Annotated in this window: 20 protein-coding genes; 13 read left to right on the top strand and 7 right to left on the bottom strand. The window is 70.5% G+C overall.

The window, feature by feature from the left end; genetic code table 11:
* The first annotated feature begins 124 nt into the window (after window positions 1–124).
* The gene (locus G3I56_RS04845; RefSeq protein WP_164407444.1) at window positions 125–877 is read left to right on the top strand and encodes a potassium channel family protein; all 753 of its coding nucleotides are present in this window, start codon (window positions 125–127) and stop codon (window positions 875–877) included.
* A 38-nt stretch (window positions 878–915) separates the two neighbouring features.
* Here the strand turns inward: G3I56_RS04845 and G3I56_RS04840 are convergent, their stop codons facing one another.
* Window positions 916–1,227, bottom strand: coding sequence for a small hydrophobic protein (locus G3I56_RS04840; protein ID WP_164407442.1), 312 nt, complete (start codon window positions 1,225–1,227; stop codon window positions 916–918).
* A 647-nt stretch (window positions 1,228–1,874) separates the two neighbouring features.
* Between G3I56_RS04840 and G3I56_RS04835 the strand changes: the two genes are divergently transcribed.
* Entirely contained in the window at window positions 1,875–3,119 is a 1,245-nt protein-coding gene (locus G3I56_RS04835) for an alpha/beta hydrolase (RefSeq protein ID WP_164407440.1), read from the top strand.
* Window positions 3,120–3,177: 58 nt separating this feature from the next.
* A complete protein-coding gene (locus G3I56_RS04830) occupies window positions 3,178–4,035 on the top strand; it encodes a DUF4429 domain-containing protein (RefSeq protein ID WP_164407829.1) in 858 nt (285 codons plus the stop codon).
* Between the two features lie 99 nt (window positions 4,036–4,134).
* Here G3I56_RS04830 and G3I56_RS04825 read toward each other — a convergent pair whose 3' ends face one another.
* Both G3I56_RS04825 and G3I56_RS04820 read right to left on the bottom strand, forming a co-directional pair.
* Entirely contained in the window at window positions 4,135–5,169 is a 1,035-nt protein-coding gene (locus G3I56_RS04825) for an aldo/keto reductase (RefSeq protein ID WP_164407439.1), read from the bottom strand.
* Window positions 5,166–5,678 carry a MerR family transcriptional regulator gene (locus G3I56_RS04820; protein WP_203689205.1) on the bottom strand — a complete coding sequence of 171 codons (513 nt, stop codon included), beginning with the start codon at window positions 5,676–5,678 and terminating at the stop codon, window positions 5,166–5,168. Before G3I56_RS04820 ends, G3I56_RS04825 begins: the two co-directional genes overlap by 4 nt.
* A gap of 95 nt (window positions 5,679–5,773) precedes the next feature.
* On the opposite strand from G3I56_RS04820, the gene G3I56_RS04815 reads away from it, so the two are divergent.
* Both G3I56_RS04815 and G3I56_RS04810 read left to right on the top strand, forming a co-directional pair.
* Entirely contained in the window at window positions 5,774–6,244 is a 471-nt protein-coding gene (locus G3I56_RS04815; RefSeq protein WP_164407435.1) for a GNAT family N-acetyltransferase, read from the top strand.
* 19 nt (window positions 6,245–6,263) lie between these two features.
* Window positions 6,264–7,103 carry a serine hydrolase domain-containing protein gene (locus G3I56_RS04810; RefSeq protein WP_164407433.1) on the top strand — a complete coding sequence of 280 codons (840 nt, stop codon included), beginning with the start codon at window positions 6,264–6,266 and terminating at the stop codon, window positions 7,101–7,103.
* 126 nt (window positions 7,104–7,229) lie between these two features.
* Here the strand turns inward: G3I56_RS04810 and G3I56_RS04805 are convergent, their stop codons facing one another.
* Window positions 7,230–7,877, bottom strand: coding sequence for a pirin family protein (locus tag G3I56_RS04805; protein ID WP_203689262.1), 648 nt, complete (start codon window positions 7,875–7,877; stop codon window positions 7,230–7,232).
* Window positions 7,878–7,938: 61 nt separating this feature from the next.
* Here G3I56_RS04805 and G3I56_RS04800 point away from each other — a divergent pair, with 61 nt between their 5' ends.
* From G3I56_RS04800 to fabF, 5 genes are all read left to right on the top strand, one after another.
* A complete protein-coding gene (locus G3I56_RS04800; RefSeq protein WP_164407429.1) occupies window positions 7,939–9,144 on the top strand; it encodes a helix-turn-helix domain-containing protein in 1,206 nt (401 codons plus the stop codon).
* A gap of 89 nt (window positions 9,145–9,233) precedes the next feature.
* Window positions 9,234–10,190 carry an ACP S-malonyltransferase gene (locus G3I56_RS04795; RefSeq protein WP_164407427.1) on the top strand — a complete coding sequence of 319 codons (957 nt, stop codon included), beginning with the start codon at window positions 9,234–9,236 and terminating at the stop codon, window positions 10,188–10,190.
* A gap of 15 nt (window positions 10,191–10,205) precedes the next feature.
* On the top strand, window positions 10,206–11,201 hold the full coding sequence (locus G3I56_RS04790; RefSeq protein ID WP_164407425.1) for a ketoacyl-ACP synthase III: 996 nt from the start codon (window positions 10,206–10,208) through the stop codon (window positions 11,199–11,201).
* An 83-nt stretch (window positions 11,202–11,284) separates the two neighbouring features.
* On the top strand, window positions 11,285–11,533 hold the full coding sequence (locus G3I56_RS04785; RefSeq protein ID WP_164407424.1) for an acyl carrier protein: 249 nt from the start codon (window positions 11,285–11,287) through the stop codon (window positions 11,531–11,533).
* A gap of 112 nt (window positions 11,534–11,645) precedes the next feature.
* Window positions 11,646–12,911 (top strand): beta-ketoacyl-ACP synthase II, encoded by a 1,266-nt coding sequence (gene fabF, locus G3I56_RS04780; protein ID WP_164407422.1) that lies wholly within the window; start codon window positions 11,646–11,648, stop codon window positions 12,909–12,911.
* A 79-nt stretch (window positions 12,912–12,990) separates the two neighbouring features.
* Here fabF and G3I56_RS04775 read toward each other — a convergent pair whose 3' ends face one another.
* Window positions 12,991–13,485: a DUF3145 domain-containing protein gene (locus G3I56_RS04775; protein ID WP_164407420.1), complete on the bottom strand. Its 495-nt coding sequence runs from the start codon at window positions 13,483–13,485 to the stop codon at window positions 12,991–12,993.
* A gap of 271 nt (window positions 13,486–13,756) precedes the next feature.
* On the opposite strand from G3I56_RS04775, the gene G3I56_RS04770 reads away from it, so the two are divergent.
* Both G3I56_RS04770 and G3I56_RS04765 read left to right on the top strand, forming a co-directional pair.
* Entirely contained in the window at window positions 13,757–14,659 is a 903-nt protein-coding gene (locus G3I56_RS04770) for an SGNH/GDSL hydrolase family protein (RefSeq protein ID WP_164407418.1), read from the top strand.
* Between the two features lie 10 nt (window positions 14,660–14,669).
* The gene (locus G3I56_RS04765) at window positions 14,670–15,656 is read left to right on the top strand and encodes an aldose epimerase family protein (RefSeq protein ID WP_164407416.1); all 987 of its coding nucleotides are present in this window, start codon (window positions 14,670–14,672) and stop codon (window positions 15,654–15,656) included.
* 88 nt (window positions 15,657–15,744) lie between these two features.
* Here G3I56_RS04765 and G3I56_RS04760 read toward each other — a convergent pair whose 3' ends face one another.
* Window positions 15,745–18,267, bottom strand: coding sequence for a glycoside hydrolase family 3 C-terminal domain-containing protein (locus tag G3I56_RS04760; protein ID WP_239134710.1), 2,523 nt, complete (start codon window positions 18,265–18,267; stop codon window positions 15,745–15,747).
* A gap of 113 nt (window positions 18,268–18,380) precedes the next feature.
* Here G3I56_RS04760 and G3I56_RS04755 point away from each other — a divergent pair, with 113 nt between their 5' ends.
* Window positions 18,381–19,667, top strand: coding sequence for a pyroglutamyl peptidase (locus tag G3I56_RS04755; protein ID WP_164407414.1), 1,287 nt, complete (start codon window positions 18,381–18,383; stop codon window positions 19,665–19,667).
* Here G3I56_RS04755 and G3I56_RS04750 read toward each other — a convergent pair.
* Window positions 19,640–20,446 (bottom strand): EI24 domain-containing protein, encoded by an 807-nt coding sequence (locus tag G3I56_RS04750; protein ID WP_164407412.1) that lies wholly within the window; start codon window positions 20,444–20,446, stop codon window positions 19,640–19,642. The genes G3I56_RS04755 and G3I56_RS04750 overlap by 28 nt on opposite strands.
* Between the last annotated feature and the right edge of the window lie 79 nt (window positions 20,447–20,525).

Below are 20,525 nucleotides of genomic sequence, written 5' to 3'. Positions count from 1 at the left end.
TGTGGCTGGTCGCGCCCACGCGGCGGAGCCGCACATAGATACAGCCCCGCGCCCCTGCGCCCCTATAGGGCTGCCCCTTCGGGGCGCCCTATAGGGGCGCTTCCGGACCCTTACGATGCGGGGCATGAAGGAACCTTCGGCACAGGCCCGTTGGGAGCGGCATACGCAGCGGCCCCTGATGGGGCTCGCTGTCGTGTTCACCGTCGCCTACGCGGTGCCGATCATCGACAGCCCCGCCAGCCGCTCCGTCTCGGTCGCGTGCACGGTCGCGGAGTGGACGGTGTGGGGGGCGTTCGCGGTCGACTATCTCGTCCGGATCGCTCTCACCGACCGGCGTCGGGAGTACGTTCGACGGCACTGGCTGGACCTGTTCGCCGTGCTGCTGCCGCTGCTCCAGCCGCTGCGGCTGCTGCGGGTCGTCTCCACGCTGATGCTGGTGGGCCGGCGGGCCCAGATGGCGTCCCAGGTCCGGCTGACGACATACGTCGGCGGGGCCGTGGTGGGGCTGCTGATGTTCGGTTCGCTGGCCGTGCTGTCGGTGGAACGCGCGTCACCGGAAGGGAACATCCGAACGCTGGATGACGCGCTGTGGTGGTCGTTCACGACGATGACGACAGTCGGGTACGGGGACCACGCGCCGACCACCGGAGTGGGCCGGATGCTCGCGGTCGGGCTGATGCTGTCCGGGATCGCGCTCCTCGGTCTCGTCACCGCGAACATCGCCGCCTGGTTCATCTCCCGGTTCGAGATGGACGACGTGGAGGAAAAGCGCCAGACGGCGGCGATCGCGGCACTGACGGACGAGGTACGGGCGCTGCGCGCCGAGGTGGCCGCGCTGGCCGTCACGAGGGAGCGGGTGAGCGAGGAGCCCCGTTAGGGGGTCCCGCGTCAGAGGTCCCGCTGTCGCGCCGACGGTCAGAAGAGGCCGGTCGTCGTGCCTGTGGCGCTCGCCAGCCAGATGATGGCCAGGAGGGTGTCGATCGCACCCAGGACCACGGCCACCAGGGGCGGTATCGGGTGCGGGCCCTTCCAGGTCCGGCCCATCGCCAGCCAGCCGCAGACAATGGCCGCCGGGCCCAGGACGATGCCGAGGACGAAGAAGCCCACGACCGCGCAGATGAGCCCGATGATTCCCAGCGTCGCGCTGTCCGGCGTGGTGCGCTGCCAGCTCCTGCCGCGTGCACCGGAGTTCCTGCCGGTGGAGTGCTGCCGTCCGAAGGCCGCCATGCGTCATCAACTCCCTGGAACTTGTCGGTAGTTCGGGGTCGATGAGGCGGGTACCCCCGCATCGGGGTTTCACGGCTGCCCCCGCCGTCCCGGTCTTCGGCGGGCCCGCCGGCGCGCTGTCCCCCTCCGGCAGCGCGCCGCGGCCCGGCCGTCCTCCCACGTCGTACGAACCACGTCGTGCGAATCCATGTCGTGCAGACCATGTCGTGCGGAGGACTTGACTAACTGTGACCTGTCTCGTGGGTCGAAGGGGAGGAATCTTTAGCGGAGTCACCCTGATGAGGGAACTCTCGCGGCCGGACCATAGATATATGCGCGATATATGCGCCTCAGATGTGCGCCGCCACCGGACAAGCCAGGTTCATGCCCGCCAAGAACTCGCAGTGCGCGTTCTTCGAGGCCGTGGAGTCCGTCGTACCGGTGGAGTTGCATATGCGTATGCACTGCCGCCCGGCCGGGGGTCGATCGACGGGAGCCTGACCTCGACGCGATGGGTCCGGCACCGGCCTGGAACCTGCGTACGGAGCGGCAGTGACGCCCTGTACCGGCGTGCGTACGGAGGGGCTAACCCGGCGTCGGTTATCGAAACGTGATCCGCGTCACTCGGTTAACGCGAGACCCTCTCGTTCTCCTAGTGTGTCCTTTCAGTGACTTCCTTCGACACCTCCCCGCAACTGAACGTCTGGCGTGCACTGCTCGCGCTGGCCGTGGTCTTCGTGATGCTCGCGACGACCGGCTGGACCGCGGTCCGCAGTCATCGCACGCCCTCGCCGCTCCAGGCTTCGCTCTCCGCGTGGGAGCACGGACGGATCGGCGGCCACGCGCTGCCCGACCCGGACGAGGCGCCCGCCCGGCTGGCCCGGTTCTTCGCCTCGCTCACCGACCGCCAGCGCGACCGGCTCGTCCGGCGCTACCCACTGGCGCTCGGCAACATGAACGGCGCGCCCGTCGTACTGCGCTACCGCGCCAACCGCGTCGCGCTGCTCACGGCCCGCGAGAGCGAGCGGGAGAGCATGAACGACGACCGGCTGTCGGCCGCCGGACAGTACGCGGCGGGGCGGCGCATGCACCGCTACGACGCTCTGCTGGAGAACCGCCGCCAGATCCTCGCCTTCGACCCGGAGGGCTCGGGCCGGGTCGCCGAGGTCTTCGGCGACCTCGACAGGGCGCAGCGCGTCTCGGTCGTGGTCCCCGGCGTGGACACCGACGTCCTCACCTTCCAGCGCACCAACCGCAGGTACTCGGCGCCCGTCGGCATGGCCTCGGCGCTGTACCGCGCGGAATGGGAGGCAAGTCCCACGACCCGTACCGCCGTGATCGCCTGGGCCGACTACACCGCGCCCAACGGGCTCGGCATGGACGCGGCGACGGCGATGCGCGCCAAATCCGGGGCACTGCGGCTGAACGCGCTGGTGCGCGGGCTGCCCGGCCGGGCGCAGGTCGCGCTGTACTGCCACAGCTACGGCTCGGTGGTGTGCGGCGTCGCCGCGCACGCGCTGCCGCGCCGGGTGACCGACATCGCGGTGGCCGGCAGCCCCGGCATGCGGGTCGAGAACGCCGCGGGGCTGCACACCGACGCCCGGGTGTGGGCGATGCGGGACTCCGACGACTGGATCCAGGACGTGCCGTACCTGGAGGTCGGCGGCCTCGGACACGGCGCCGATCCGGTGTCGTCGGGGTTCGGCGCACGTGTGCTGTCCGCGCGGGGCGCGAAAGGGCACGGCGGCTATTTCGAGCCGGGTACGGAGAGTCTGCACAACTTCGCGGAGATCGGCGTCGGCGCGTATGGCGCTGTGCGGTGCGCTCGGCGGGATCAGAACGATCAGCAGAACCGCAAGGATGACGTGTGTCTGAAGGCTTTGTCCGACGGGGCTATGGCCGGACGCGCGTAGAGGACGCAGAATTCACGGTGTGCCCGGGGAGGAGACTATGAAGCTCGCGCCGCATACGATGAGCCGCATGGGTGACGTACTGGCCGGATTTCATGCCGCCTGGGAGTTCAAGTCCGACTCCGTGCTCATCCGCTTCGAACGGGGTATCCGCACGCCGAAGCTGTTCCAGGCGCTCGGCGAACGCCGTATCCCCCTGGAGGCGATCGCGGGGGTGACACTGACCCCGGGCAAGCGCGGAACGGTGGTCCTGCGTGCCGAACTCCGCCCGGGCGCCGACCCGTTGATGGAGGCGGCCGACGGTCAGCTCAAGGATGCCTGCGATCCGTACCGGCTGGTGCTGCCGGCCGAGCGGGAGACGCTCGCCGAGTACTACGCGGACGAGTTGCGGGACCGGCTGACCCAACAGGGGCCTGCTGAAAGGTTCCTGGTGGATGCCCCCGAGGTACCGCGGGCGTTCAAGGCGTACGACGCGAAGGCGTCCTTCGACGGGCGGACCGTGTCGTTCCGGTGGTTCTGGACGGGCGCCTCGTCGGCGAAGTGGAAGGCCGGCGACCAGACGTTTCCGGTCGCCGACCTGAGCGGGGTGGAGTGGCGGTCGCCCGAGGTGTTCGAGGGTCATCTGCGACTGCTGGGGCGTACCGATTCTTCTGTCCCGCCGGTCGACCAGGACCCCGCCTCGGTGGTGTTCGGGCTGGGGTACGGGCCTGTGCACGAGTCGTTGCCGTTCGCGGCGGCGGTGCTCGCCGCTGTGCGGCGTTCCTCCGGAGGTTCGGCGGGGGTGAGCGTGAACTCCGTTCGGCGTGATCCTGCGGATGTCGCCGAACGGATCCGGCATCTCGGGGAGTTGCACGAGGCGGGGTTGGTGACCGATGAGGAGTTCTCGGTGAAGAAGGCTGAGTTGTTGGCGGAGTTGTAGCGCCTACGGGGGGCGGGTTCCGTCGTTCGGCGGCTGCGGGGCCGTCGTGGCTTGTCGCGCAGTTCCCCGCGCCCCCGAAAACACACCGTTCCCGTGCCCCTACAAGGTCTCCCTGCCCGCCGATGTGAAGGTCATGTCGGCGTAGCGGGCGCCTGTGACCTGGGCCGCGATGGGTTCCAGCAGGGCCAGGTCCTTCTCGCCCAGGACGATGCGGGTCGCCGCCGTGTTCTCCTCCACCCTTGAACGCCTGCGGGTGCCCGGGATCGGGACGACCGGGAGGTTGTGGACGGTCGCCTGCTGCTGGACCCAGGCCATGGCGATCTGGCCGACGGAGGCGCCGTGGGCTTCCGCGACCGTCCTGATGGGGGCCAGCAGGGCCGCGTTCGCCGAGGCGTTGGTACCCGTGAAGCGGGGCTGCGTGCGGCGGTAGTCGTCCGCGGTCAGTTCCTGGTCGGCGTCGGTGAAGGAGCCGGTCAGGAAGCCTCGGCCGAGCGGGGAGTACGGGACCAGGGTGACGCCCAGTTCGCGGGCCACCGGGACCACGCCCGCCTCGATGTCCCGGCTGAACAGGGACCACTCCGACTGGAGGGCGGCGATCGGGTGCACGGCCTGGGCCGCGCGCAGCTCCGGGCCCGTGACCTCGCTCAGGCCCAGCTGCTTGACCTTGCCCTCGCGCACCAGCTCGGCCATGACCCCGACCGACTCCTCGAGCGGGACGTTCACATCGCGCCGGTGCATGTAGTAGAGGTCGATGACGTCCAGGTCGAGGCGCTTGAGGCTGGCCTCCACGGCCTGGCGTATGTAGGGGGCGTCGTTGCGGATGATCCGCCGGGTCGGGTCGTCCGGCGGGATCGCCAGGGCGAACTTCGTCGCGACGACGACCTCGTCGCGGTGGGCCCGGAAGAACGGGGACAGGAAACGTTCGTTCTCCCCGTCGGCGTAGGCGTCCGCCGTGTCGTAGAGGGTCACGCCCAGTTCGAGTGCGCGTTCCAGCGTGGCGCGGGCCTCGTCGGCGTCCGTGGGGCCGTACGCGAAGCTCATGCCCATGCAGCCGAGGCCCTGCACTCCGACCTCGGGGCCGCCGGTGCCCAGCGGGGCCGTGGTGAGCCTGCCGGCGGTGTCGTCGTTCGTCATCGAACCCTCTCCATCTCACGGACGACGCGGACAAGGCCCGCGTCCTGGTCCGCTTCCGCGTAGAAACTGATCTTCCGGTCGAGTACCGCGAGCGTGTCCTGGAGTTCGGCGATCCGGTCCAGTACGGCCCTGCGGGTCGATTCGAGCAGCTCGAACCGCTCGCCGTACGTGTGGTCGCCCTCGCGCACGAGTTCGGCGTACCGCACCATGTCCGCGACCGGCATACCGGTGAGCCGGAGCTTGCCGACGAGGTCGAGCCAGTCGAGGTCGCGGTTGCTGTAGCGGCGCTGGCCGGTGTGCGAACGGTCGATGTGCGGCATCAGCCCGATGCGCTCGTACCAGCGCAGGGTGTGCGCGGTCAGCCCGGTGAAGACGACGACCTCGCTGATCGTGTAATGGTCCTGTCCGTCCGGGCGCCGGTCGGGCTGCCGCGGCCCCGCACAGCTGTCGGCCGTGGCGGGATCCGTCGTGGTGTCCGTGGTGGGGTCTGTTGTCTCCAAGACCGTCATGACCCCCACGCTAAAACCTTGGAGTGCACTCCAAGCAAGCGGATACCGCGATATTGCGGAGACTTGGCCGGTCCGGGCTCATTACCGTACGGATCATGACTCTCGTACGCCGTGCCACACCCGAGGACGCCGGAGAACTGCTCCGGCTGCGCCAGGTGATGATCGACTCGATGCCCGGGGCGAACAGCGACGCCGACTGGCAGTCCGCGTCCCTGGCCACCGTGACCGGGCGGCTGGCCGATCCGTCGAGCGGCTTCGCCGCGTTCGTCGTCGATCATCCGGAGCGGTCCGGCTCGCTGGCCGCGCTGGTCGTCGGGACCGTCGAGTACCGGATCGGGCGGGCCGGCAATCCGCACGGGCGGGTCGGGTACGTCTTCAGCGTCGCCACCGATCCCGACACCCGCCGCCGGGGATACGCGCGGGCCTGCATGGAGGCGTTGGTGGACTGGCTCCGGGAGCAGGGCGTCGGCCAGATCGACCTCACCGCCTCCCCGGACGCGGTGCCGCTGTACGCGTCGCTGGGCTTCGTCCGGCAACCGGACCCCTTGATGCGGCTACGGTTCTGAGGCTCCTAAGCTCGACGTCATGTCGTCGAAGTCGTTGTCGCCGTTGCAGAGCCTCGCGCTGATCGAGAACTGGCCCGTGCCCACCGCCGCCGCTGCCGTCGTACGGGCGGACGGTGCCGTTCTCGGCGGCCACGGCCCCCTCGACCACCGGTTCCGCCTCGCCTCGGTCACCAAGCCGCTCGCCGCGTACGCCGCCCTCGTCGCGTACGAGGAGGGCGCGATCGAACTCGACGAGCCGGCCGGGCCGCCCGGATCGACGGTCCGCCATCTCCTCGCGCACACCTCGGGGCTCGCCTTCGACGAGCACCGGGTGACGGCTCCGCCCGGGGAGCGGCGGCTGTACTCCAACGCCGGGTTCGAGGCGCTGGGGGATCACCTGGCGAAGGCGACGGAGATGCCGTTCGCGGAGTACCTGAGGCAGGCGGTGCTGGAGCCGCTCGGGATGACGTCCACGGGGGTGGAGGGGTCTCCCGCGAAGGACGGCGTGTCGACCGTCGGGGATCTGGTGCGGTTCGCCGCCGAGGTGCAGGCGCCCCGGCTGCTCGATCCACGTACGGTCGCGGAGGCGATGAGCGTGCAGTATCCGGGGACGAAGGGTGTTCTGCCGGGGTACGGGCATCAGAACCCCAACGACTGGGGGCTCGGATTCGAGATCCGGGGTGTGAAGTCGCCGCACTGGACGGGGAGTTCGTCGTCGGCCCGGACGTTCGGGCATTTCGGGCAGTCCGGTACGTTTCTGTGGGTCGATCCGGTGGCGGGGGTGGCGTGTGTCGCGCTGACCGACCGGGCGTTCGGGGCGTGGGCAGTGGAGGTTTGGCCGGGGTTCACGGATGCGGTGCTGGCGGAGGTACGGGGCTGAGGCAGGGGGTTTTCGCCCCCGCCGCCCCTACCCGTCCCATCCCGTACCTGGGGGCTGTGCCCCCAGACCCCCCTTCGGGCTGAACGGCCTCGTCCTCAAACGCCGGACGGGCTGAAATGCCCCCGGTCACATCTCCCACAGCAGCAGCTCCGACGCCGTTACCCCGATCGCCTCCACTCCCTCCGCCTGCGTGATCCGTGCCGCGTCGCCCGGGCCCAGCTTCTCCGGGCCCAGGCGCACCTCACCCCGTACGACATGGACGTAGACGTACGCCGCGTCCGGGACCGCCGTGCGCTCCCCCGCCGTCAGCCGGCGTACGTGCAGCATCGCGCCCGCCTCCGGGACGGCGTACGGCGTGGAGTCCGCGATGCCGTGGACCGTCTCGTAGGACGGGGTGCCGCCGGGGGTGAGCGGGGCCAGCCAGGTCTGGATGAAGGTCAGGGGAGAGTCACCCTCGTTGCGCTCCACGTGGCGTACGCCCGCCGCCGCGCTCAGGCGTTGCACCTCCCCCGGGACCACCACCGTCTCGTGGCCCGTCGAGTCGCGGTGGGTGAGTGCCCCCTCCGTCACCCACGTCACGATCTCGGTGTGGCTGTGCGGGTGTTCGTCGAAACCGGCGCCGGGGGCCAGGCGTTCCTCGTTGCAGGCGATCATCGCGCCGAAGCGGAGGTTGTCGGGGTCGTAGTGGGGGCCGAAGGAGAAGGCGTGCCGGGATTCGATTCCGGCTGCCCGGTCGCCCCCTGGATGGCGCTCGTGCGCGCGCCGTACGTCCATCACGCACACCACCGTAGACCCGAGGCCGCACGCTCCCGTCCTGATAAGGCAGTCTTGTTCCGTGCCCGAACCCGAATCCCACCGCCCCGAGCCCACCGCACGTCCCGCGCACCCGCACCCGGCGACTCTGAAGCGGCTGGAGAAGTCGTCCGGGAGTCTCGCCGCGCAGGCGATCACGCGCATGGACGAGACGCTGTCGTGGTACCGGGCCATGCCCCCGGAGAACCGTTCCTGGATCGGGCTGGTCGCCCAGGCCGGTATCGCCGCCTTCACCGAGTGGTTCCGGCATCCCGACGCTCCGCAGGCCATCTCCACGGATGTCTTCGGTACCGCTCCCCGCGAGCTGACCAGGGCGATCACCCTGCGTCAGACCGTCGAGATGGTCCGTACGACCATCGAAGTCATGGAGAGCGCCATCGACGAGGTGGCCGCTCCCGGTGACGAGTCCGTGCTGCGCGAGGCGCTGCTCGTCTACGCCCGGGAGATCGCCTTCGCCACCGCACAGGTGTACGCCCAGGCCGCCGAGGCACGGGGTGCCTGGGACGCCCGGCTGGAGTCGCTCGTCGTCAATGCCGTGCTGAGCGGGGAGGCCGACGAGGGGGCCGTCTCGCGGGCCGCCGCGCTCGGCTGGAACTCGCCCGACCATGTGTGCGTGGTGCTGGGCACCGCGCCCGACGGTGACAGTGAGCTGACCGTCGAGGCGATCCGGCGGGCCGCCCGGCACGCCAAGCTGCAGGTGCTGACCGGGGTGCTGGGCGATCGGCTCGTCGTCATCGCGGGGGGCGACGACAATCCGCTCGCCGTCGCCAAGGCGCTGATCGGGCCTTATGCCGCCGGGCCCGTGGTCGCGGGGCCGATCGTGCCCGATCTGCTCGCCGCCACCCGGTCCGCGCAGGCCGCCGCGGCGGGGCTCAAGGCGTGTTCCGCCTGGCAGGACGCACCACGTCCGGTGCTGTCGGACGATCTCCTTCCGGAGCGCGCGATCGCCGGTGACCCGGGGGCGCGCGACCAGTTGGTGGAGGAGATCTACAGACCGCTGGAGGAGGCCGGATCCGCGCTTCTCGAGACCCTCGCCGTCTATCTCGAACAGGCGAGCAGTCTGGAGGGAGCGGCCCGCATGCTCTTCGTTCACCCCAACACCGTGCGCTACCGGCTTCGACGTGTGACTGACGTCACCGGATGGTCACCTTCAGATGTACGATCCGCATTCACACTTCGGATCGCGCTGATCCTGGGGCGCCTGACCGATGGGGATCACCAGCCCTAGGGTTTTGTCGGGGTCCCACAAAACCCCCTGCTGTTCTTCGTCCTTGTCCCCACGGGCGGCCGAGCCCGTACCCAAGAGAGAGTGTGAGAGTGCTCGTACTCGTCGCTCCCGGCCAAGGCGCTCAGACGCCCGGCTTCCTGACTCCCTGGCTCGAACTGCCCGGTGCCGCCGAGCGCGTCGCCGCGTGGTCCGACGCCATCGGGCTCGACCTCGCCCACTACGGCACCGAGGCCGACGCCGACGCGATCCGCGACACCGCGGTGGCCCAGCCGCTGCTGGTCGCGGCCGGGATACTGTCCGCCTCGGCACTGGGTGCCATGGGCGGCGACTTCACACCCGGCGCCGTCGCCGGTCACAGCGTCGGCGAGATCACCGCCGCCGCCTTCGCGGGCGTACTGGACGACACGGCCGCCCTGACCCTCGTACGCAAGCGCGGCCTGGCCATGGCCGAGGCCGCGGCCGTCACGAAGACCGGGATGGCCGCGCTCCTCGGTGGTGACCCCGAGGTGACCGTGCGGCACCTGGAGAAGCTGGGGCTGACCGCGGCGAACGTGAACGGCGCCGGACAGATCGTCGCCGCGGGCACGGTCGAGCAGATCGAGGCCCTCGTCGAGGACAAGCCCGAAGGGGTGCGCAAGGTCGTCACGCTGAAGGTGGCCGGCGCTTTCCACACGCACCACATGGCTTCCGCCGTCGACGTCCTCGCCACGGCCGCCGCGTCGCTGAAGCCCGGCGACCCCGACATCACCTACGTCTCGAACAAGGACGGGCAGACCGTCCCGGACGGCTCCGAGGTGCTCGCCCGGCTGGTCGGGCAGGTCGCCAACCCGGTGCGCTGGGACCTGTGCATGGAGACGTTCAAGGCGCTGGGCGTGACCGCGTTCATCGAGGTGTGCCCGGGCGGCACCCTCACCGGTCTGGCCAAGCGCGCACTGCCCGGGGTGAAGACCCTGGCCCTGAAGACCCCCGCCGACCTCGACGCCGCTCGTGAGCTCATCGCCGAGTCGCTGACCTCGACCTCTGCCGCTGACGCGGCGGGCGCCTGAAAGGAGCCCCGAGCAATGTCGAAGATCAAGCCCAGTAAGGGTGCCCCGTACGCGCGCATCCTGGGGGTGGGCGGGTACCGGCCGGTCCGGGTCGTGCCCAACGAGGTGATCCTGGAGACGATCGACTCGTCCGACGAGTGGATCCGCTCCCGCTCCGGCATCGAGACCCGGCACTGGGCCTCCGACGAGGAGACCGTCGCCGCGATGTCCATCGAGGCGTCCGGCAAGGCGATCGCCGACGCGGGGATCACCGCCCAGCAGATCGGCGGCGTGGTCGTCGCCACCGTCTCGCACTTCAAACAGACCCCGGCCGTGGCCACCGAGATCGCCGACAAGCTCGGCACGGCCAAGGCCGCCGCGTTCGACATCTCGGCCGGCTGCGCGGGCTTCGGCTACGGCCTGACCCTCGCCAAGGGCATGATCGTCGACGGTTCGGCGGAGTACGTCCTTGTCATCGGCGTCGAGCGGCTGTCCGACCTGACCGACCTGGAGGACCGGGCGACCGCCTTCCTGTTCGGTGACGGCGCGGGCGCGGTCGTCGTGGGCCCCTCCCAGGAACCGCACATCGGTCCGACCGTGTGGGGCTCCGAAGGCGACAAGTCGGACACGATCAAACAGACCGTTCCATGGAACGAGTACGACAGTTCCGGCAAGTTTCCTGCGATCACGCAGGAGGGCCAGGCGGTGTTCCGCTGGGCCGTGTTCGAGATGGCGAAGGTCGCCCAGCAGGCGCTGGACGCGGCCGGGATCACCCCGGACGACCTGGACGTCTTCATTCCCCACCAGGCCAACGAGCGGATCATCGACTCGATGGTGAAGACACTCAAACTGCCGGAGCACGTCACGGTCGCACGCGACGTGCGCACCACCGGCAACACGTCGGCAGCCTCGATCCCGCTCGCGATGGAGCGGCTTCTGGCGACCGGCGAGGCGAAGAGCGGCGACACCGCGCTCGTCATCGGCTTCGGGGCGGGTCTCGTGTACGCCGCGACGGTCGTTACCCTCCCCTAGGCACCTCGCACCGGATCTTCGGACCCGGGACGGGGACAACTGCCAACCCTCTCTGGATAGATACACAAGAAGGAGCGCCTGCCATGGCCGCCACTCAGGAAGAGATCGTCGCCGGTCTCGCCGAAATCGTGAACGAGATCGCCGGCATCCCGGTTGAGGACGTCCAGCTGGACAAGTCCTTCACCGACGACCTGGACGTCGACTCACTGTCCATGGTCGAGGTCGTCGTCGCCGCCGAAGAGCGTTTCGACGTCAAGATCCCCGACGAGGACGTCAAGAACCTCAAGACGGTGGGCGACGCCACCGAGTACATCCTCAAGAACCAGGCCTGACCCCCGGGGCCGGCCTCTCGGCCGGCCCCCCAGCCCCGCCACCCGGCGGTGGCGCCGTTCTCCCCGCCTGTGCGGGGGTTGTCCTCCCGTATCCGTTGGAGAAGGAATTCCCGTGAGCCCGACCAATCGCACCGTGGTCGTCACCGGTATCGGCGCAACCACACCGCTGGGTGGCGACGTGGCCTCTACCTGGGAGGGTCTGGTCGCCGGCAAGTCCGGTGTCCGTCCCCTGGAGCAGGAGTGGGCGGCCGAGCAGGCCGTCCGTATCGCCGCGCAGATCGCCGTGGAACCGTCCGAGGTCATCCCGCGGCCCCAGGCCCGCCGACTGGACCGGTCGGCGCAGTTCGCGCTGATCGCCGCCAAGGAGGCGTGGGCCGACGCGGGCTTCACCGACCGGGCGGGCGAGGGCCCGGCCGTCGACCCGGACCGGCTCGGCGCCGTCATCGCCTCGGGCATCGGCGGAGTCACGACTCTGCTCGAGCAGTACGACGTGCTGAAGGAGAAGGGCGTACGCCGCGTCTCCCCGCACACCGTCCCGATGCTGATGCCCAACAGCCCCTCCGCCAACGTGGGCCTGCTCGTCGGTGCCCGCGCCGGCGTGCACACCCCGGTCTCCGCCTGCGCGTCGGGCGCCGAGGCCATCGGCTACGCCATCGAGATGATCCGCACCGGCCGCGCCGACGTCGTCATCGCCGGTGGCACGGAGGCGGCCATCCACCCGCTGCCCATCGCCGCGTTCGGCAACATGATGGCGATGTCCAAGAACAACGAGAACCCGCAGGGCGCGTCCCGCCCCTACGACACCGGCCGCGACGGCTTCGTGATGGGCGAGGGCTCCGGTGTGGTCGTCCTGGAGTCCGCCGAGCACGCCGCCGCGCGCGGGGCCCGTGTCTACGCGGAGGCGGTCGGCCAGGGCATCTCGGCCGACGCCCACGACATCGTGCAGCCGGAGCCGCAGGGGCGCGGTATCTCGGCGGCCCTGCGGAACCTGCTGGCCAACAACGACCTGGACCCGGCGGAGATCGTGCACGTCAACGCGCACGCGACGTCGACGCCCGCGGGTGACGTGGCCGAACTCAAAGCGCTGCGCAACGTGTTCGGCGCGGATGTCGACCACATGGCCGTGTCCGCGACGAAGTCGATGACCGGGCATCTGCTCGGTGGGGCCGGCGGTGTCGAGACGGTGGCGACGGTGCTCGCGCTGTACCACCGGATCGCCCCGCCGACGATCAACGTCGAGAACCTCGACCCCGAGGCAGACGCGGACGTCGTGCGTGGCGAGGCCCGCAAGCTGCCGGTCGACGGTCGTATCGCCGCCCTCAACGACTCGTTCGGGTTCGGCGGGCACAACGTGGTGCTGGCGTTCAGGTCGGTCTGACGGACACCAGTACGGCTGCAAGACGGCTGTGAGTACGCGAGGGCCCCCACCAATTGGTGGGGGCCCTCGCGTACGGCAGTCACACCACCTGGTGCAGCCATCTCACCGGAGCGCCCTCGCCCGCGTACCTGAAGGGTTCGAGTTCGTCGTCCCAGGGTTTGCCCAAAAGCTTGGCCAACTCGGCCTCCAGGTCCGTCTCGCCCCGCTGGGAGCGGGTGAGGGCGGCGCGGAGGCGGTCCTCGGGGATGAGGATGTCGCCGTGGATGCCGGTGACGGCGTGGTAGATGCCGAGGTCGGGGGTGCAGCTGTAGCGCTCGCCCTCGGCGGTGGCGCAGGGTTCCGCGGTGACCTCGAAGCGGAGCAACTGCCAGCCGCGCAGGGCCGACGCGAGCTTGGAGGCGGTGCCGACCTGGCCTTTCCAGGAGAACTCGGAGCGCCAGGTGCCCGAGGCGGCGGGCTGGCGGATCCAGTCGAGGCTGACCCGTGTGCCGAGGACTCCGGCGACGGCCCACTCGACGTGCGGGCACAGCGCGCGCGGCGCGGAGTGCACGTACAGAACTCCACGTGTCGTCACTGCAACCTCCGGACAGAGCGGGACATCTTGCGAACTGGCTGAGCACCGGTGGCGGGCAGCCGCGTTGATGGCGAGGCTACCGTGCGACGGCGCGAGGAGTGTGACGTACCGTCGGTCCCGATGCCATGAAACGCCCGCCATTCACCCAGGGGGACGCTTGTACGGGTGTGCGACGTTGCGGTGTTTGGCGCATTAGTTGTTTTCGGTTCGGGAACTGTCGTGCGTTGTTAAGAGCGAGAGCCATTGCACGCCGACCGAGGGGACCCGAAGGATGCGGAAACGAAGTCACCGTTCACGGGCCGTCGTCGCCGTCGTGTCGGCGGCCCTGCTGGGCGTCGCGGGGTGTGACTCCGCCGGTGGCACGTCTCCGGCTCCGGACGGAACCCGGGCGAAGGCGAAGCCGTCCGCCACCCCGACGTCCGCCTGGGACAGCAGCCCGGCCTCGCTGGCCGCCGTGGGCGACTCCATCACGCGCGGTTTCGACGCCTGCTCGGTGCTGTCCGACTGCCCCGAAGTGTCCTGGGCGACCGGCGGCGACAAAGACGTGAACAGTCTGGCCGTACGGCTGCTGGGGGCGACCGGGGCTGCTTCGCGGAGCTGGAACTACGCGGTCAGCGGGTCCCGGATGGCCGACCTGCCCGCCCAGATGACGCAGGCCGCCGTTCGCAAGCCCGCGCTGGTGACGGTGATGACGGGGGCCAACGACGCGTGCCGGGCGTCGGTGGCGGAGATGACGTCGGTGGCGGACTTCCGGTCGTCGTTCGAGAAGGCGCTGCGGACCCTGCGTACGGCAGCGCCCAGGAGCCAGGTGTACGTGGCGAGCGTGCCGGATCTCAAGCGGCTCTGGTCGCAGGGCCGGACCAATGAGACGGGCAAGGCCGTGTGGAAGCTGGGGATCTGCCAGTCGATGCTGGCCGACCCGGACGCGGTCGACGCGGCGGCGACCACCCGGCGGGACGAGGTGCGGGATCGAGTGGAGGCGTACAACTCGGTACTGAAGGAGGTGTGCGCCACGGATCGGCTCTGTCGGTTCGACGGCGGCGCGGTGTTCGACTTCGACTTCGGGGCGTCGCAGCTGAGCCCCTGGGACTGGTTCCATCCGAGCCGCGACGGGCAGGCGCGGCTGGCCGAGATGGCGTACCGCGGGGTCACGGGCAGGAAGGCGGTGACCTAGGGTTTTCCGCATGGCCCACAGATACGAACTCTTCGGCACACTTTCCGACGGCACCCCCGTCCACCGCTGGACGCTGGAGCGGGCCGGGGTCCGGGTGCGTGTGCTGACGTACGGCGGGATCGTGCAGTCGGTGGAGGTGCCGGACCGGGCCGGGCGGCTCGTGGACGTGGTGCTGGGATTCCCGGACCTGGCCGGTTATCTGGCGCACCCGGAGCCGTACTTCGGGGCGCTGGTGGGCCGGTACGCGAACCGCGTCGCGGGCGGCGCCTTCGCGCTGGGCGGCCAGAAGTACGAGCTCGCGCGGAACAACCCGCCCAACTGTCTGCACGGGGGCGTCCAGGGATTCGACAAGCGGGTGTGGGACGCGGAGCCGGTCGAGCACGGGGTGCGGCTGTCCAGGGTGAGCCCGGACGGCGAGGAGGGGTTCCCGGGGCGCCTGGAGATCTCGGCGACGTACACGCTGGACTCGGCCGGGGCGCTGCGGATCGCGTACGAGGCGGTCACGGACGCGCCGACGGTGCTCAACCTGACGAACCACACGTACTGGAACCTGTCCGGCCCGGCCTCCGGCAGCACGGGCGGACACGCCCTGCGCATCGACGCCTCGCGGTACACCCCGGTGGACGCGGACCTGATCCCGACCGGCGTCGAGACGGTGGCGGACTCCCGCTTCGACTTCCGTACGGAACGGGAGGTGGGCGTCGAGTACGACCACAACTTCGTCCTCGACAAGGGGCGGACGGATGGTTCGGTGGAGGTCGCCGAGTTGTACGACCCGGTCTCGGGGCGGGTCGTGACCGTGGCGACGACCGAGCCCGGCCTTCAGCTCTACACCGCCGACCACCTGGGCGAGCCGTTCGGGCCCGGGCACGGCGTCGCCCTGGAGACGCAGCACTTCCCCGACTCGCCCAACCGGCCCGATTTCCCGAGCACGGAGCTGCGGCCGGGTGACACGTTCCGCTCGGAGACGGTGTTCGGGTTCGGGGTGCGGGACTGAGATCCATGTACGGAAGGGCCGCCGGCGAGCCCCGGCCCGGGGGTCAGGTCCCGGGCCGGGGCCGGCTGGTGGGGCGGACTGCCCTCGGCTAGACCGTAATCGGCGCGGTGAGCCTGCGGTCGGTGATCGAGCGGCCCACCTGGATTTCGTACGAACCCTTCACAAAGGCCCAGGCGCCCGCGGACCCGTCCCAGATCTCGAAGGCGCGGTGCGGGAGTCCGAGGGTCACTTCCACCGTTTCGCCGGGGGCGGCCTCGATCCCGGCGAAGGCGGCGAGCCAGCGGGCCGGGCGGTCGGGGTCCGACGCTTCCTGAACGGTCGGCGCGAGGTACGCCTGTACGACCTCTCGGCCCGGGCGTGCGCCCGAGTTGGTGACCCGGACGGTGACCGTCACCCCGTCCGCCCGGCTCACCTCCGCCTCGGCCGTCTCGTACGTCCAGTCCGTGTAGCCGAGGCCGTGGCCGAAGGGGTACGAGGGGGTCCTGCCCTCCTTCTCCCAGGCTCGGTAGCCGATGAACACGCCCTCGGTGTAAGGGAGTTCGCCATCGGTCGGGGTCACCCGGGTGACCGGGGCGTCGGTGAGCGTGCCCCAGGTGGTGGGGAGCCGGCCGCCGGGTTCCTCGGCGCCGGTGAGGACGTCCGCCAGGGCCGCGCCGCCCTCCTGGCCGGGGAACCAGCTCAGCAGCACGGCGGCGACCTCGTCGCGCCAGGGCAGTTCCACCGGGGAGCCGGAGTTGACGACCACGACGGTGTTCGGGTTGGCGGCGGCGACGGCTCGCACCAAGTCGTCCTGGCAGCCGGGGAGTTGGAGGCTGGTGCGGTCGAAGCCCTCGGACTCGACGCGGTCGGTGGTGGCGACCACGACGACGGCGGTGTCGGCGGCGCGGGCGGCTTCGGCGGCCTCGGCGATCAGTTCGTCGGGGCTGCGCTGCGGTTCCTGGTGGCACAGGCTGAAGCCGACGGACTTCATCGCGGCGCCGTCGGGGAAGGTGACGGCGTAGGTGAGGGACACCTCGACCGGTGTGTCCGCGGTGAGTCGGACCTCGGCCCGGGGTTCGGGGTCGCCGAAGAACGAGATGAAGGGGTCGTCGCTGTCGGTGGTCTGGACGTCGTCGTAGTACGTCGTGCCGTCGACGGTGAGGGTGAAGGCGCCGAGGCCCTTGATGCCGAAGGTGTGCGAACCGGTGTCGCGCGGGGTGAAGGTGCCGGTGAGCTCGACGGTGTGGAGCCGGTCGTGGGTGACGCCGTCGGGGAGGTCCGCGCCCATCCAGTTGATCTGGCCGCTGGGCGCGGAGCCGGTGCCAAGGACCGTACCGGCGGTGTCACGGCAGACGGCGCGCAGGGCGAACCCCTTGTAGGCGACGGCGAGTTCGGTGTTCGGGTCGGCACCGACGGTGTACGTCAGGGTGCCCTCGGGGAGGGCGGCGGTGAGGCCGTCGAGCGGGGAGACGACGCGGGCCGGGAAGACGGTGGCGGAGCCGCCGCCGAGGACGCGGGCGTCGCGGGCGGCGGCTCCGACGAGGGCGACCGTACGCCCTTCGGGCAGCGGGAGGGCGCCCTGGTTGCGGACCAGGACGAAGGAGCGGTGGGCGATCTCGCGGGCCAGGTCCTCGCCGTCGACCGGTGCGGGGAGGTCGGTGTCGGCGACCTCGGGGACGGCGCCCGCCAGGATGCCGACGCGGGCGGCGAGGCGCAGCACGTTGCGTACGGCGCCGTCGAGGGTGGCCTCGGCCACGTGTCCGTCCCGTACGGCCCGGGCGAGGGGGGCGCCGTACACCGTCCTCGGGCCGGGCATGGCGACGTCGAGGCCGCCGTCGATCGCGCCGGTGGTCGAGCGGGCGGCCATCCAGTCGGAGACGTTGTAGCCGTCGAAGCCCCATTCACCGCGCAGGACCTCGTTGACCAGGTAGCGGTGCTCGCTCATCGTCGTGCCGTTGACCGTGTTGTACGCGGTCATGATGCCCCAGGGGTGGGCGTTGACGACGATGGCCTCGAAGGGGGCCAGGTAGAGCTCGCGCAGGGCTCGTTCGGAGACCAGGTTGTCCACGGTGAAACGGTCGGTCTCGGCGTCGTTGGCGACGAAGTGCTTGACGGTGGTGCCGACGCCGCCGGACTGGACGCCGTTCACATAGCCGGCGCCGATCCGCCCGGTGAGGTAGGGGTCCTCGCTGTACGCCTCGAAGTGCCGGCCGCCGAGCGGGGAGCGGTGCAGGTTGACGGTGGGCGCGAGGAGCACGTGGACGCCCTTGCGGCGGGCCTCCTGCGCCAGCAGCACCCCTGCCCTGTAGGCGAGTTCGGGGTCCCAGGTGGCGGCGAGCGCGGTCGGGGAGGGCAGCGCGACGGAGGGGTCGTCGGCGGTCCAGCGGGTGCCGCGGACGCCGATCGGGCCGTCGGACATGACCAGGGACCTCAGCCCGATCTCGGGCAGCTCGGGCAGCGACCACATGTCCTGCCCGGCCAGCAGCCGGGCCTTGGCGTCAAGGTCGAGCTTGCCGAGAGCCGCCTCGACGGCCGCCTCACGTGCCTTGTCGTTCGATGCCTGCGATACCTGTGATGCCTGGGGTACCTGCGGTGTCTTCGTCACGTGGGACGCCTCCTCGTCGAAGTCCATGAACGTCTCCCCGCCTCCCACTATGGCGTAGACCACTTCCGCCACGCGATACTGCGGCCGTCCGGCAGCACCCCCCCTGCTGTGTCCCCACGGCGACGGAAGGCTGAACTCTCTTGAATTCCCCACGTGTTCGGATCGGCATATTCGGGCTCGCGCTGCTGGCAGGGCTCTCGGCGCCCGCCACCGCCGCCGCGGCCGACACCTCGGCCGACTCCTCGGCCGCGCCCACCGTCGAGGAGCAGCGGCTCGACAAGGCGGCGCCGCAGGAGATCCTCCGGCGCTCCGGGTTCGACGCCGTGGCCCCGAAGTTCGCCAGGGCGCTCGGCGGCGCACGCTCGTATGCGGAGGCTCGCGGACTCGTCGTACGTCAGGGAGCGGCGCTGTGGCAGCGGGCCGTCGACCGGGCGCAGGGGCGCGGACCGGCCGGCGGTGATCTGAGCCGGGACGACGACCGGCCGCTGTACTGGGCGCGACTCGGTATGACCCGTGAACTGCGGCTGTGGGAGCCGTCGTTCGGGGTGAGCGACACGCAACGGGCGGCGTTGTCAGGTGAGTTGGAGCGGAACTCGCGGGGGCAGACGTCGATCCGCTATCCCTGCACCGGCGGGACACTGAAGCGGGTTCTCGTCACCGGGTTCGATCCGTTCACGCTCGACCGGGACATACGGATCTCCAACCCGTCGGGGGCCACCGCGCTCGCCCTCGACGGCACGGTGATCGAGACGGCGGAGGGCCGGGTCAGGGTCGAGACCGCCGTGTTCCCGGTGCGCTGGCAGGACTTCGCGGAGGGAACGGTGGAGCGGGCGCTGAAGCCGGTCCTGCCGAAGGTCGATCTGTTCGCCACCGTGAGTCAGGGGCGGGTCGGGCGGTTCGACGTGGAGCGGACCAACGGGGCCTGGCGGGGCGGCTTCCCGGACAACGAGAACATCGGCCGGACGGAGACCGTTCCGGTCGACGACCCCGCCTCGCAGCCGCAGTGGACGTCAACGACCTTGCCCTACAAGGTGATTGTCGCCGCGAACACCGGGCGTTTCCCCGTGTACGACAACACGAGCGTGACCGAGATCCCGGCGGGCGGCGCCGATCCCGTCGTACGGGCGGACGGGCCCACCGACGGGTCGACGGCGCGGGCCGGGGGCGGCGGGAACTACCTGTCCAACGAGATCGCCTACCGGGCGACCCTGTTGCGCGACCGGCTCGGTCTGGGCGCCACGCTTCCCGGTGGGCATGTGCACACGCCGGTGCTGCAGTTCGGGACGGGCAACACCGATCCGGCGACCGGGGCCGTGACCGACCCCGAGTTCGTGCGGAACCGGCTGGACATCATCGCCCAGGTGCGGTCGGTCCTGACGGTGGCCGTGGACGCGTCCGGTCAGGATGCCGAGGCCGACGTCTCCTGATCGTCGGAGTCCTCGTCCTCCGAGGTCTCCCGGGTCTCCTCGCCGAGCAGGTCGCGGGCCATCAGCGTGGCGCCCGCGACCGCGCCCGGCATCAGGAAGACGGCGACGAACGGCACCACGAAGGCCAGGGCGAGCGGCGTACCGAAGCCCCACACGAGCAGCCTGCGGGAGCGCAACAGGGCGAGGCGCTCACGGAGTTCGACCCGACGCCGCTGAAGGGCGACCCCGGTCAGCTCCTCGGTGAGGAAGAAACCGGTGACCATGAAGCCGAGCACGGGTACGACGGTCTGCCCGACGAACGGGACGAAGCCGAGGGCGAAGAGGAGCACCGCCCAGCACAGGGCGCGTACGACGATCCGGAGGCTGTCGCGGGCCGAGATCCACAACTCCTTGTACAGCGGCAGACCCGACTCGGGGGCTGTGCCGTCGCGGGACACGTCCCGGTCGACCTTCTCGGAGAGGTTCTCGTAGAACGGCTGGCCTATGAGGAGGGTCATCGCGGTGAAGGTGAGGACCGAGAGGAGCAGGGCCAGGACGAAGAGGAGGCCGGTGAGGAAGCCGCGGAGGAGACCCTGCCAGGGGCTCGACCAGTCGTCGGCGAAGGGGGTGGCCCAGGTGGTGAGGTCGGTGCCCCACAGAGCGAGGGCGGTCAGGGCGGCGAGGTACAGGACAAGGGTGAGCAGGCCGGGGAGCAGCCCGAATCCGTACTGCTTGCCGTGTCGGGCGACCCAGCGCTGGCCCTTCAGGAGATAGCGGAAACCTGTCGCGAGATCGCTCATGGGGGGAACTCTATCCGGGGCGCGTGATCCGTCCGGGGGACGCGTGGCGCGAAGGCCCTCTTGTTGGCATTGAGTCGGG

Origin of the sequence: Streptomyces sp. SID12488 (assembly GCF_010548275.1) — a bacterium.
GTDB lineage: Bacteria > Actinomycetota > Actinomycetes > Streptomycetales > Streptomycetaceae > Streptomyces.
This window is presented reverse-complemented; position numbering and strand designations above follow the sequence as displayed.